At 48.5% G+C, this 13,017-nt stretch carries 16 protein-coding genes; 7 read left to right on the forward strand and 9 right to left on the reverse strand.

What is annotated here, in order from left to right:
• Window positions 1–31: 31 nt before the first annotated feature.
• Entirely contained in the window at window positions 32–490 is a 459-nt protein-coding gene (locus ACO0U8_RS03160) for a DUF986 family protein (protein ID WP_056778900.1), read from the forward strand.
• A 66-nt stretch (window positions 491–556) separates the two neighbouring features.
• Here ACO0U8_RS03160 and rlmA read toward each other — a convergent pair whose 3' ends face one another.
• Window positions 557–1,396 (reverse strand): 23S rRNA (guanine(745)-N(1))-methyltransferase, encoded by an 840-nt coding sequence (gene rlmA / locus ACO0U8_RS03165; protein WP_122095661.1) that lies wholly within the window; start codon window positions 1,394–1,396, stop codon window positions 557–559.
• A gap of 147 nt (window positions 1,397–1,543) precedes the next feature.
• On the opposite strand from rlmA, the gene ACO0U8_RS03170 reads away from it, so the two are divergent.
• Window positions 1,544–2,245 carry a polyphenol oxidase family protein gene (locus ACO0U8_RS03170; protein WP_421670266.1) on the forward strand — a complete coding sequence of 234 codons (702 nt, stop codon included), beginning with the start codon at window positions 1,544–1,546 and terminating at the stop codon, window positions 2,243–2,245.
• 53 nt (window positions 2,246–2,298) lie between these two features.
• Here the strand turns inward: ACO0U8_RS03170 and cspE are convergent, their stop codons facing one another.
• From cspE to ACO0U8_RS03185, 3 genes are all read right to left on the reverse strand, one after another.
• Entirely contained in the window at window positions 2,299–2,508 is a 210-nt protein-coding gene (cspE, locus tag ACO0U8_RS03175) for a transcription antiterminator/RNA stability regulator CspE (protein ID WP_002221949.1), read from the reverse strand.
• Window positions 2,509–2,549: 41 nt separating this feature from the next.
• A complete protein-coding gene (locus ACO0U8_RS03180; RefSeq protein WP_072158134.1) occupies window positions 2,550–2,666 on the reverse strand; it encodes a DUF2627 domain-containing protein in 117 nt (38 codons plus the stop codon).
• A 1,119-nt stretch (window positions 2,667–3,785) separates the two neighbouring features.
• On the reverse strand, window positions 3,786–4,775 hold the full coding sequence (locus tag ACO0U8_RS03185; protein ID WP_421670267.1) for an MBL fold metallo-hydrolase: 990 nt from the start codon (window positions 4,773–4,775) through the stop codon (window positions 3,786–3,788).
• A gap of 185 nt (window positions 4,776–4,960) precedes the next feature.
• On the opposite strand from ACO0U8_RS03185, the gene ACO0U8_RS03190 reads away from it, so the two are divergent.
• Window positions 4,961–5,251 carry a hypothetical protein gene (locus ACO0U8_RS03190; protein WP_421670268.1) on the forward strand — a complete coding sequence of 97 codons (291 nt, stop codon included), beginning with the start codon at window positions 4,961–4,963 and terminating at the stop codon, window positions 5,249–5,251.
• A 61-nt stretch (window positions 5,252–5,312) separates the two neighbouring features.
• Here the strand turns inward: ACO0U8_RS03190 and ACO0U8_RS03195 are convergent, their stop codons facing one another.
• From ACO0U8_RS03195 to ACO0U8_RS03210, 4 genes are all read right to left on the reverse strand, one after another.
• Window positions 5,313–5,549 (reverse strand): DUF4060 family protein, encoded by a 237-nt coding sequence (locus ACO0U8_RS03195; protein WP_013576199.1) that lies wholly within the window; start codon window positions 5,547–5,549, stop codon window positions 5,313–5,315.
• A gap of 132 nt (window positions 5,550–5,681) precedes the next feature.
• Complete coding sequence (locus ACO0U8_RS03200) at window positions 5,682–5,996, reverse strand: phage protein NinX family protein (RefSeq protein ID WP_056778885.1); 315 nt, start codon at window positions 5,994–5,996, stop codon at window positions 5,682–5,684.
• A gap of 132 nt (window positions 5,997–6,128) precedes the next feature.
• On the reverse strand, window positions 6,129–6,401 hold the full coding sequence (locus ACO0U8_RS03205) for a YebO family protein (RefSeq protein WP_056778882.1): 273 nt from the start codon (window positions 6,399–6,401) through the stop codon (window positions 6,129–6,131).
• 114 nt (window positions 6,402–6,515) lie between these two features.
• Entirely contained in the window at window positions 6,516–6,758 is a 243-nt protein-coding gene (locus tag ACO0U8_RS03210; RefSeq protein WP_136375994.1) for a PhoP/PhoQ regulator MgrB, read from the reverse strand.
• Window positions 6,759–7,403: 645 nt separating this feature from the next.
• Here ACO0U8_RS03210 and ACO0U8_RS03215 point away from each other — a divergent pair.
• Window positions 7,404–10,097, forward strand: a complete 2,694-nt coding sequence (locus tag ACO0U8_RS03215) for an autotransporter outer membrane beta-barrel domain-containing protein (protein ID WP_421670269.1) — start codon at window positions 7,404–7,406, stop codon at window positions 10,095–10,097.
• A gap of 177 nt (window positions 10,098–10,274) precedes the next feature.
• Window positions 10,275–10,511: a YobH family protein gene (locus ACO0U8_RS03220; protein ID WP_056778874.1), complete on the forward strand. Its 237-nt coding sequence runs from the start codon at window positions 10,275–10,277 to the stop codon at window positions 10,509–10,511.
• Window positions 10,512–10,572: 61 nt separating this feature from the next.
• On the opposite strand, the gene ACO0U8_RS03225 is transcribed toward ACO0U8_RS03220, so the two are convergent.
• The gene (locus ACO0U8_RS03225) at window positions 10,573–10,818 is read right to left on the reverse strand and encodes a DUF2766 family protein (RefSeq protein ID WP_056778871.1); all 246 of its coding nucleotides are present in this window, start codon (window positions 10,816–10,818) and stop codon (window positions 10,573–10,575) included.
• Window positions 10,819–11,021: 203 nt separating this feature from the next.
• Between ACO0U8_RS03225 and ACO0U8_RS03230 the strand changes: the two genes are divergently transcribed.
• Together ACO0U8_RS03230 and ACO0U8_RS03235 are read left to right on the forward strand one after the other, a co-directional pair.
• Entirely contained in the window at window positions 11,022–11,213 is a 192-nt protein-coding gene (locus ACO0U8_RS03230) for a YebW family protein (protein WP_056778868.1), read from the forward strand.
• A gap of 128 nt (window positions 11,214–11,341) precedes the next feature.
• The gene (locus tag ACO0U8_RS03235) at window positions 11,342–12,982 is read left to right on the forward strand and encodes an ABC transporter substrate-binding protein (protein WP_421670270.1); all 1,641 of its coding nucleotides are present in this window, start codon (window positions 11,342–11,344) and stop codon (window positions 12,980–12,982) included.
• Window positions 12,983–13,017 lie beyond the last annotated feature (35 nt).

Consider the following 13,017-nt stretch of genomic DNA (forward strand, 5'->3'; position numbering starts at 1 on the left):
GCCTGTTGGCAGTGAGCTGGAGTTTTTTTTCATGTCCGTGACCGATATCGTCCTCGTCCTCTTCATCGTGCTGCTGCTGGCTTATGCCATTTACGACGAATTCATCATGGGAACCCGCAACGGAAAAACACGTCTGAGAGTCAATCTCCGACGCCGTAACAAACTGGATTCCATCATTTTTATTGGTCTGCTGGCGATACTGCTTTACAACAATATTCAGGCGAATGGCACGCCTTTGACTAATTACCTGTTGATCGGCCTGGGGCTGGTCGCGTTCTACCTTTCTTTTATTCGCTGGCCAAAGTTGCTGTTCAAACCTGCAGGTTTTTACTTCGCCAATGCGTTCATTACCTACGACCGGATCCGCGGCATGAACCTCTCAGAAGATGGCGTGCTGGTGTTTGAACTGGAACAGAAGAAGTTATTGATTCGCGTAAATGAATTGGACGATCTGGAAAGGATTTACAAAATCATGGTTGAAAATCAATAGACTGACCTTCAACCACTGAATGCCGTGAGCGGACTGACGCCGCACAGTGCAACGCTCAGACTAAAATTATGACTGGCCGCTCTCGTCATCCGCTTTACGCTGGTACAGCCTGATAACGAAGTCAGTTTCACACTCGAAAGCCTGCTCTGCCTTGAGATTTTTCATCACCTCTTCGGTGGCACGCCACGCAAATGGCGTCATCTGCAATAAATCAAATGCCTCCGCGCCGTTAAGCTGCATCCCGTAAGCCAGAGACTCCGTCGCCACGCGCTCAAATCCTTCCAATTGCTCATCCAGTTCAGCATGCAGTTGCACATCCTGATAAATCAGCCCTTTCAGCTGATAAAGATGACGTGGCCCCGGTGCCACGGTTAACACTATGCCACCCGGTTTTAACGCACGGTACAACTCCTGAGCCTTACACGGCGCGTAGATACGCACTACGGCGTCCAGCGAGGCTGCGGCGAAGGGTAAGCGGTGGCTGGAGGCGACACAGAATGACACAGCGTGGTAGCGCTTGGCCGCATAGCGAATCGCGACTTTTGCCACATCCAGACCAAACACTTTCATCGCACGCGTTTGCATCAGGCGCTCCGCGATGGCCGTGGTGTAATACCCTTCCCCGCATCCGATATCGAGCAGCGTACCGGCACTTTGCGGCAACACATCATCAAGAATGGTCACCAGACGGTCGCGCAGCGGCTGATAATGACCGGCGTCCAGAAAAGCACGTCGCGACATCATCATTTCGGTGCTGTCCCCCGGTTGCTTCGAACGTTTGTGCTGCACGGGCATCAGATTGACGTAGCCTTCCTTTGCATGATCGAACTGATGATTTTCCGGGCAACGCCATTGCTGGCCGGTCAGCTCAAGAGGCTGGAAACAAAGTGGACACTGATAAGTCATGCGGGAAACCTGCAAGGAAAGTCTGAAGGGGCGAATATTCGCAATAAGGTTAAGTCTAAAGAAGGCGACTTGCGGTTGCAACTGCTGGAAAATCGGGTGGAAAGCCAGCTACACTGGTGCCATAACATTTTATTAACGAGACTTGAGATGAGTGACAGCTCAGCCTTACTCCGTCAAATCCCCGGTATTCTTCATGGTTTCGGCGACAAACGTGCCCTGCTTCCCGTCGGGTTACAACCGTATGAGGCCACCCGTCCGGTAAAAAAACAGGTGCATGGCGTCAGGATTGTGGATGTCTCCCGGCCAGAGCAAGCCTGTGGTGAAGCTGATGGGCTTTTCACGTCCACACCCGGCATTCTTCTGACGGTGTACACAGCTGACTGCCTGCCGGTCATTTTCAGCCGTAAAGATGGTCAACACATCGGGGTGGTGCACGCCGGCTGGCGCGGGCTTATCGACGGGATTCTGGAGCAGGTCGCGGCCCGCATTACGCTGTCAGGCGATACCGCCGACTGGGTTGCCTCAGTTGGCCCGGCGGCGGGGGCCTGCTGCTATGAAGTCAGCCAGGAGCTGAACGATACCTTTATACAGCGCCTCGATTTGCCTGCGTCGCTGATTTCTCCCCGGCCGCGTCATCTTGATTTAGCCGCTATTGCACAAGCCAAGTTACGCGCACTCGGTTTCACTGAAACAGACCGTGCAGGCCGTTGTACCATTTGTACGCTTGATGAAACCGGACAAGGGTTCCACTACACCAGTTTTCGTCGCAACAGCCATCAGCGTGCGTTGAATCCATCGCATCCCGGCATCAGCGGGCGAAATCAGCAGTCGGGGATCATCATCCTCTGAATGCCGGACACAAAAAAACCCGCCTTAGCGGGTTTTTTTACAGCTGACGCTGCTTAGATTGCAGTTACGTTAACTGCAGACGGGCCTTTCTGGCCGTCCTGGATTTCGAACTCTACGTTCTGGCCTTCAGCCAGAGTTTTGAAGCCATTACCCTGGATTGCAGAGAAGTGTACGAACACGTCTTTGCTGCCGTCAGCAGGAGTAATGAAACCGAAACCTTTAGACTCGTTGAACCACTTAACTTGACCTTTGATCTTTGCCATCTTGAGTATTTCCTTTGGATTGTTTAAACCGCCCGTAGGCGTTACATAGACAAACTAGAGTCGTTACTGCTTGAGGCACTAAGATAAGAATCGGCAGAGAAGCGGTATTCAACGTGAACGTCTTTACTCAGAACTTCTATACTGAAAATGCCACACATATACAGAACTGTACCTCGTTTTACCCAGAAGCGTTATCACATACTCTGAATTCGATGGCAAGCCATTTTTAATCAGCGATGGACATGTCGCACATATTTGAGCCGCTTAATGGCACTTCGTGTTCAGTTAAGCTGAAATATGTTGATAGACATGCTTTTTTCTGCTTTACAGGCACAGCGGTATATCAAACAAAACAATAACGACCTTTTTCGATTATTGATCATTTAATGCAGAACCGTAAGCGTAAAAAACATCTTTATTTGAATTTTTATGGAGAAACTGACTACAGAAGCCTTACACATCAGCCTTTAGCGCCACCTCCACGGGCAGGCTGCTGACAGCGAAGCCGGTTACCGGTGCGACCCGAACTTAAACCCTCCTCCCTTTCGGCGCAATTTTTGTCCCCACCTGCATTGTGACTGGTTATGCAATAATCAATAAGGCCATCGATGAATAAAATGGTGCAATAAAAACAAGGAAAAGAAATAAATGCACCTTAACTGTGCGTCTTCAGAGGGGCACAGATATTATTGCTTCAGAATTTTTCCTGAAGGCTTCCAATTCCAGAAACCCTGTTCACAATATGTATATTACTTACTCAGCGTTTTTTACATTATAATGAATTAAATTTTGCGACTTAGTTAAATTAGCATTAACATTTCGCCTGTTATTTGAGCAGCCTTATTCAATAATAAAATATCATTATAATTAATAATTATTTAATACCGTGACCTGCCTCGCAAAAAATCTATTTTCCCGAACACAATCGGGTGGAGACTTTTGCGTCTGAACTTGCTGCATAGCTCACTGTAAAACCCGCGAAAAATCCCGTCTGCGGCAGCTCCGGTACGCTTCTCTGTTCCGGTTCAGCACAAATCTCTTTGTCTGTAAGCGTTAAGCGATGTCTTGCGGTGATAAACACCCTATTTCACTGTCAGACATGCCAATATCCTGTCTGCACTGCTTTCCAGAAAACGCTATTTAGCGTTGTTTATTATAAATACTAACAATTCATTAACCCCTTCATTGATTAAGGTGAAGCATTACCGCCGCTCAGGTGATAATACTTCTCATTAATAAACATAATCCCTCAGGCGTGATGAGCAACATTCCTGCTTTCACTCTTTAGATATGCTGGCTCCCATTTTTAATGGCTTGAAATTCATTTCTGGATTAACGCTTTGAGCAATCGCCTGGGTTAATTCCTTTAAGGGCTGATCAAGAGATTCATCCGCTAATTCAAAAACGCCCCAATGGATCGGCACAGCTTTGTGACAACGCAGTTCTGAAAACACCCCGACAGCCTGCTGCGGATCCATATGCTGCGCGCTCATGAACCATCTTGGTGCATAAGCACCTATCGGAATGGCCGCCAAATCGAAGGGGCCCAGTCGCTGCCCTATCACTTCAAACTGATTGCTGTAACCACTGTCGCCTGAGAAATAAAAACGCATTGCCGGATGTGCAACCACCCAACCACACCACAAAGACTGATTGCGATCCCAGGGGGTCCTCATGCTCCAGTGGCGCGCCGGTACGGCTGAAAACGTCATTTCGCCAAACTGCCGTTCTTCCCACCAGTCAAGCTCCTCCACAAACTTAGCGCCGCGTTTTTCCAGCCATCTTTTCATACCGAGAGGCACCATAAACTGTACCTGCGGGAAACGACGCAAGAGTTTTTGCACAGTGGTTTTATCCAGATGGTCATAGTGATTATGTGAAAAAAGCACCACATCGATGGGCGGGAGTTGGCTGACCGGAGCCGGAACCGGCGTTTTACGTTTGGGGCCGTAAAACCTCAACGGCGACGCCCGCTCTGAAAGCGCCGGATCCGTGAGAATGTATCGCCCCGCAACGCGTAACAACAAACAGGCATGGCCCAGAAACCATAATCGGTCATCAGTGCCGCTGAAGTCGGCCTGTTGCCACCATTGATCAATAAAATGATCATAGCCTTTCTCCGGCGGGACAGGCAGTTGCTGCGCTTTACGCTCCTGCTGCCAGCGTTTCAAATCACCCTTCTGACGATTATGTGGCTCGATGTTGGTGAAGCCTTCGGGCGTGTGATGACTTTTGGACGGATCGTAATACGGATTTTTACCCGGCATATAACTCCTGATGATTGTCATTCAAGGGGCGTCAGCGCCTCCTTTATCCGGATTAATTATCATACTTCCCGATATCACCACAGGCTAAAAGTGCAACATTGTGTGGGACTGCGAGTGGAGGAGGGAGTTAAGAAGATCTTAATAACTCTGTGTTTAACTGGTGACGTTCAAAAAGGAGGACATTTATGACCCTGAATACAACCGATCGCCGCAGCTCATTTTCTGCGCGTTTGACCCATATTATGCAAATTCAGACGCAATACGGACGCTTATGGCTTCGCTCCCGCTTTCGCCGGATGAGCGTTCCGCCAGCCCTTAAGCTTGTCACATTCGCTGTTTTCAGCCTGCTGATACTGGCGCTGACGGGAACAATGCTGCTGATGTTTGATCTTATCGCGATGGTTTTCCGCACGCTAAAGCGCCCTTTCCCGCGCGGCGGTTTCCGTCAGCCCCCTCTCATCAGGAAAGCCCTGTAAAACAAAAACCGTGCAGGAAGAGCCCGGCACGGTTTGAAGTAAAATTGATGTACGCTGATTATCAGGCAGGCATACCGCAAAGTTTGGTCAGATTTCTGGCTCCGATCATGAGAGTAGCAACATAGGATTGTCTGCGGGTCACCACTTCTACCGCAACACGCGCATCTTTATATTTGATGAGATAAGTCGAAGGCCAACCCTGACGCCGTTTGCCATAGGCTTTTTCATGACTGTCGATAGCTGCGTGAGCAACCACCAGATGGGAGAGAGTTTTATCACCTTTAATGATGCGCTTCATAATGGACTCCGCCTTAGACACAACTGTCAAAATGAGGAAACATTAATCACTTGATACTCATCGCTTTGCGCGACGCTTATTCGAATCACTTCTTTGCAAAACCTTGTCACAATCTGAGTATCTCTGCGCTTTTTACTCTGCGCAAGCCTTACTTTCTTTACTTAGCAGGAAACAGACCATGGCTGCCCGCAATGGACGTTTACTTTGCGCCTGCCACTGGCCGTGAGGGCTTTGAATTTCTGCAAGCCAAAGAGGATCGCTCTGTAACTCTTTAAAATTTATGCTGATTTTGTTGGCGCAAATAATAGGCCACGCGTCGGAGGGGTTGTTGCAATAATCTTTGCCTTTGATGCCGCCGTAGGGATACCACTTCTCAGGCTCTTCCCCGGTCAGTAAGGCGATACTGTGGTTTACATCGGTGTCGTTTTCTTCAGACCATTTAATCATCGGTTCTTCCCTCTCACAGAGCACATGCGTGGAGACTACCGGATGATTAAGACAGATTTATGAATGGAAGGTCCAGGCGGTCATGAGCAAGTGAAGGGTAAAAACCCGCACGGGGCGGGTCAGTAAAACCACTTATCTTTCAGGAATAAAACCACGCAGGCTGAGAGCGGAATCCTCTTCTGCGTCGGCAACAGGCTCGGCGCCTTTTGCCCTGGCGGTCAGGATCTTGAGCAACTCCGTTTGCTGACGTTGCTGCTCAGCAATTTCCTGAAGCAATTCAATCTGCTGGTTTGCCCTGACACTGGCCCGGCTGACAAAGAACCAGACCAATAAGAATAACAGCGCTGAAAGTGCACACAGCGCCAATGAAGCCAGGCTGTTTTGGCCCATAGCGAAATCAAACATTTACGACCCTACCACTGGATGTTCTGAGCGCACATCTTATCATTCCCGGCGGGACAGGGAAGTGGATCACAAAAAAACAGGAATTTCTTACGCAGGGCTCACGGCTGGCGGCGTTTAAAAAGGGATAAATGAGGTGATGGCGCACACGCCGAGGTCAAAGTTCCCCCCCTGATCGCAATAGCTGTTGAGCGCCATCAGGTAAAGGCCAACGCAAATAAGCAGGAAAAGAACGAACACGACGATCTTCCTGAACTTGAAAACAGGTTTTTTCAATTTGATTGCGGTTCTCTTCTGGTTTACTGCGCGTCTGTCAGGGCTCAATGGCAACGTCCAACATGATATGGAACAGATTTCCATAGTACGACGGAAATCTTAAACAACGATATAACGAAGCGCGGCCTTTTGCACACAGATTGGCGTGAAATAATCACGTACGTAAATCATACATAAAAATGCATAATTCTTATCAATATATTGACCTCTTACCTGCTTGATCTGAATCAAATAAAAATGAATCTCTCTGCTTCGCGCGCTCTCCATTATTTCATTGCGTTGTTTCCTGAAAAGAGATTTTTTTAATCAATTTATATTCACGTGGATTTCCGAATAATAAAGACTGAATAAACCGAAAATAACTTCATCCTGAAAATGGTTCAGCGCTGACTGCGCGCCTTATTCCCTGGTCAACATCACTGTGTATCATGATTTTTCTTTGGCGCCACCTCACACTTTAAAGCAAGCTATAACTACCATTTGGAAATTATAGGGAAATACGCTGTTTTAAATAACATAAATAAACATCAGTTCCTTTTAAAGCATAAAAAAATAATTCGTTTTTCTCTCTGTTTTCTTTGAACTTATTTATTGAATTACACACCTCATTAAAATATTATCCCGCCGTCGAACAGGTCTTCTGTCTCTTCGTTATATAAATGAAAGCATAATAACCGGGGTCATTCCCGGTTGATTCATGCTGATGATTTTTTGTTGAGGGATTAATAAATGCATGCATGGAATAAAAAGTTCTTCGTTTCTAAAATAGCGCTGGCCTGCGCTGTTGCAGTCGCTGCACCTGTGGCGATGTCAGCCGACATCTCCGGTACCGTATATGACACGTTCTATCATGACTCTACGCTGGCGAATCATATTGGCTATCGTGGTTATGCGGATAATGATGGTGCAGATAACGGTTACGTTGGCGGAGACATCTACTCTTCAATCAATAATGCTGTGGTGAACGGCGTAATCTCAACTCACTATTTGGGCTTTGATAACGGCACAAATAATACGCTCAATATTACTAACACTACCGTCAACGGCATGATCACCTCAGAGTGCATGACCACCGATTGCGGTACTGCACGTAATGATTATGATCAGTCTCCATTACAGCTGACTATCGATAACTCCACCATTAATGACACATACGAACATTTCGACTACGACGTTACTGATGCTAATAAAGTTCGTGACCATGAAACCCTGAATACCTATGACATGGGTGTGGCCGTGACATTGGATCAGGAAAGTAATATCGTCATCCAAAATAACTCACACGTTGCTGGCATTGCACTGTCGCAAGGTTACGAATGGGTTGATACCGACGTCAATAACGCGAACACGTTCGATAATAACCTGACCGTTAATGATTCCGTGCTGACTTCCGGTTCTTATACCGAATTGCAGACCAGCGGATTCTACGGTCAGTCTGACAAGCCAAGCGATTACGGTAATATCAGTGCAAATGGCGTTGCTGCTGACGATGTCGCCTTATCGGTTGTCGCCAATGCCACAGCTGATAATGCGATGAAAACCAATGCTGTTTTCAATAATTCCACGATCACAGGCGATGTTTCTTTCGTCAGTACCTTCGATGAAAACTATTATCCTGGTGGCCACGACAACAATGCTGATGGGGTGCCAGACAGTAATGGCTGGGACGACACTGACGAACTGAACCTGACGCTGAATAACGGCAGTAAATGGGTCGGTGCGGCAATCTCTGACGTTGAGGCAGATGCCTATCTCTATGACCGCTCAGCTAACAGCATCTGGCCTGGATCTGTCTTAAGCGACACAACGGGGTACCTGATTGGCAAAGATGTTTACCAAAGCGGCCTGTTTAATATTGCGCTGGATAATGGTTCAGAATGGGACACGACCAAGATGTCTAACGTTGACAATCTGACCGTAGACCACAAATCACAAGTCAATGTTGCTGAGTCTGGCTTGCTGGCGGACAACATTTCTCTGGCTAACCAATCCAGCCTGAAAATCGCTGCGCATGGTGCAGTCTATACCAATGCCCTGAACCTGAACTCAGGCAGTAAAGCGACGCTGACTGAAGAATCAGCTTCCCTGTATGCCAATACCGTCACCGTAGGCAACGGTTCTGAGCTGAATTTAGGCGCAGGCCAGGTTGATACGCACAATATGGTGCTGACCGACGACGGTACGTTTAACACCGGCAGCCGCGAATATGTGCTGAACGCCGACCTGAACAATGCACGTGACAAAACTGCCGCTGACTATGTTTACGACCGCGGCACTATCGGCATGAATTCCGATGGTCACCTGGCCGTAAATGGTGTGGCTGACGGTAACTATCAGGTGCGTATCAACAACGCAACGGGCGAAGGCCGTGTCGCGGATTACCAGAACAAAGAGCTGATCCGCACTTATGGGGGTAACGCCTCCTTCACCCACGCAAATTCCGCTGATCTGGGCGCCTACAAATATCAGGCCCAACAAGTTGGCGATACCGTGGTTCTGGCTAAGCAAGGCATCACGTCTACTGCGAACGCTGCGCTGAGCCTGCCTTCTTCCAACGCTGCAACCTGGCATATGGAGCAGGATACCCTGAGCAACCGTATGGATAGCTCTCGTCATACCCAGGGTAATGACAAAGGTGGCGTCTGGGTGAATTACTTCGGTGGTCAGCAGAACGGTGACAATGGCGTTGTTGATTACGATCAGGACGTTAACGGCATCATGGTCGGCCTTGATAACGTGACAGAAGGTGGCGGCGATCGTCAGTGGCTGGTGGGTATGGCGGCAAGCTTCGCGAAATCCAGCCTTTCTATGGATGATGCAGACGCAGACACTGACAGCCAGTCAGCACGCGTTTACTCCAGCCTGGACTTCAAAAATGGCGTATTCATTGATACCTCTCTGAGCTACAGCCACTTCAGCAACTCGACTGACAGCACCATGAGCGATGGTCAGCAGGTTTCTGGCGATAGCACTACCGATGCCTGGGGCTTTGGTCTGAAAGCCGGTTATGACTGGAAATTCGCGCCACAAGCTTACCTGACACCTTATGCAAGTATCACAGGCGTGTTCATCGGCGATGACGACTACAGCATGAGCAATAACATGAAAGTCAGCGATCAGGCCTATGACAGCATGCGTTACGAACTGGGTGGGAATATCGGCTACACCTTTGATCTGGGTGCCGATCAGGCGATCAGCCCTTATGCAACGCTGGCGTATGTCTATGAAGATGCCAATAACGATGCAGATATCAATGGTGACCGTATCGACAACGGTATCGATGGTTCCGCAGTTCGCGTTGGTTTAGGTGGACAGTTCGATATGAGCAAAAACTTCACCGTTTACGCAGGCGCTAACTACCTTGGTGGCAGCGATGTTGACCAACCCTGGGCTGCAGATCTGGGTATGAAATACCGCTGGTAAGTGCTGTTCTGAATTGACGCAGTGACATCAATTGGCTCCTTTACAGGGGCCAATTTTTTGCTTTGACATAAAGAAAGCCAGATTAAGACTCTGCTGAGATGACAACGCACCAGAAATAACATCTACTCTGTTTATCAATATCCTGAATGTCAGGATAGATAATCAGGAGTTTCTCGAATGAGTGTTATCAAAGCCATTATTGTGCTGGCCGTTATTTATGCGATTTTTCTGTTTTCGGGCTACGGTGTTACCGTTGGCAGCAGTGAAAACGCAGCGGGCTTAGGCCTTAAATGTCAGTATCTGACGGCCAGAGGGATTGTCAGCTCGCAGTATATTCATTCGGACAGCGGCGTGATTGGTGTGGCGAATTGCCCGATTTTCAAGCAAATGGGTGAAGTGGTCGATAATAAATAACGCAGGCTTTCCGATCTTCCACGTTGTGATGCCCGTCTGACAGGCATCACAACGTTGGATATCAGCTGTCGTGTTTCGTGAATTTAAGCTCGATGAGTGAAATCGCTTTTTCGATAGCACGTTTGGTCACCGGATCAGCACCCGCCGGGTGATGATTAAAATCGATACTTTTTAACTGATGAGACATCTTGTCGCGCACTTCAGCAGGCGCAATAATCTCAATCACATCCAAAATTTGCTTAATCACCAACTGGCAGGCGACCAGATCAGACTCATATTCTTGTTCTCTGGTTAAAGCGTCAGACATCGGGTGCTCCTTTCATCAAGATCATTCGTAAAAATTATGGCCGCGAGGATATCACGCTCTCTGATTAAATTCTCGCTACGCTAAATAACAGCCCCGCTCGCCCGCTTCAGCGAACAATTAAACAGCAAACAAACATCGACATATGTTGTTAACGGCAGAATGCTTCTATGCTTACCCTTGCGGGAAAAGGAAGGAGGAGCGCTATGTTTGCACTTGTGTTGACCATTTGTTATCTGGGAGGGGGCTGCGAAGAATTTGTCGTGGATGCCTTTAATACTCAGCAACAATGTACCCTCGCGATGCAACAACAGGGGCTGCGTCAGGCAGGTTGTTATCCTATCGAAGATTTCATCGATGGTTACTGGATCCCTGCGCATGACAATGCTGACTTTTGATGCAGTGCGTGAGCATTCACAGAGTCACTACTAATAATCTCATAAAGATTGCTAAACTGCCCGAACAACGGTATGAATACCCTGTTACTCATTGATATTTAACCATATTGACAGGGCAGGAAATGGCAATGACGATACCTAAAACTTATGGCTGTTTTAAAAAGCTACCGCTCGCACTCCTTCTTTCAACCAGCTTTCTGACTTCTTTTTCTACCTGGGCCGCGAATGTTCCCGCAGGCGTCGAACTGGCTGCAAAACAAGAAATCGTCCGCAATAACGGCAGTGAACCGGCATCACTGGATCCGCACAAAGTAGAAAGTGACGTTGAATTCAATATTCTCAGCGACCTGTATGCCGGGCTGATAACGATTGACGACAACGGCAATGCACAGCCTTCGCTGGCGGGCAGTTGGGAAACGAAAGACAACATCACCTGGGTCTTCCATCTTCGTCCCGGGATTGTCTGGTCTGATGGGAAGCCGATCACCGCACAGGATGTGGTTTTCAGCTGGCAACGCCTGATCGATCCAAAAACCGCCTCACCTTATGAAAGCTACCTCGGCAGCATGCATGTGCTGAATGCGGGCGACATTATTGGCGGCAAAAAAACGCCGGATCAGCTGGGTATCAAAGCGCTCGATAAACAGACCCTTGAAATTACCCTCGATCAGCCGCTCTCCTACTTCCTCGGTATGCTCGCCCACCCTTCGCTCTCGCCGATAAGCCAGGCCGATGTGGAGAAGTTCGGTGATAAATGGACGCAGCCAGGCAATATGGTCAGCAGCGGACCGTTCAAACTCGATACCTGGACAGTCAATGAACGCATCACCGCCGTCCGCAACCCTACCTACTGGGATAATTCGCACACAGTGATCAACAAGGTCACCTATTTACCTATCGCTTCTCCGACTGCGGATGTAAACCGATTCAAGGCCGGAGAAATCGACATTACGGCAACCATACCTGCAACCCTGTTTGCCTCACTGAAGAAAGAGCTGGGTTCGCAGGTGCATGTCAGCCCTTACCTTGCCGTTTACTACTACGCAATGAATACCCAAAAGCCGCCATTCAACGATGTTCGCGTGCGTAAGGCGCTGAATCTGGCGATCGATAAATCCATTATCGCCGATAAAGTATTGGGCCAGGGACAAACGCCGGCCTGGCACTTGTCTCCGGATAACACGGGTGGGTTTACTTTCGCAAAACCGAAAGAAGCCAGTCTGACGCAAGAGCAACGTAATGAAGAAGCGAAGAAACTGCTGAAAGAGGCGGGCTTTGGCCCTGATCATCCGCTTAAATTCAACCTGCTTTACAACACTTCAGAATCACATCAGCGCATTGCTATCGCAGCAGCCTCGATGTGGAAAAAGAACCTTGGGGTGGATGCGACATTGCAGAATCAGGAATGGAAAACCATGCTCGATACCATGCATCAGGGCACCTATGACGTTGTCCGTTATGCCTGGATTGCAGACTACAACGAGCCATCCACCTTCCTGAATACCCTGCGTACCGGCAACAGTGAAAACACACCGAAATTCAGCAATGCTGCCTACGACAAAGCGCTGGATGATGCGCTGAAGGCCACCGACAAAGCCGATGTCGGTAAGGCTTATCAGCAAGCCGAGGAAGTGCTTACAGAGCAATCACCGGTCATTCCGTTGTACCACTATGTCAGCCCGCGCCTGGTGAAACCTTATGTCGGCGGTTTCAAAGACAACCTGCTGAACTACGTCTACACCAAAGATCTTTATGTGATTAAGCACTAACGCGTCCCGGCCTCTTCCACTCACCCGGTGGAAGA

The sequence above is a fragment of the Rahnella sp. EDr1-12 genome (genome assembly GCF_049206505.1).
Taxonomy (GTDB): domain Bacteria; phylum Pseudomonadota; class Gammaproteobacteria; order Enterobacterales; family Enterobacteriaceae; genus Rahnella; species Rahnella rivi.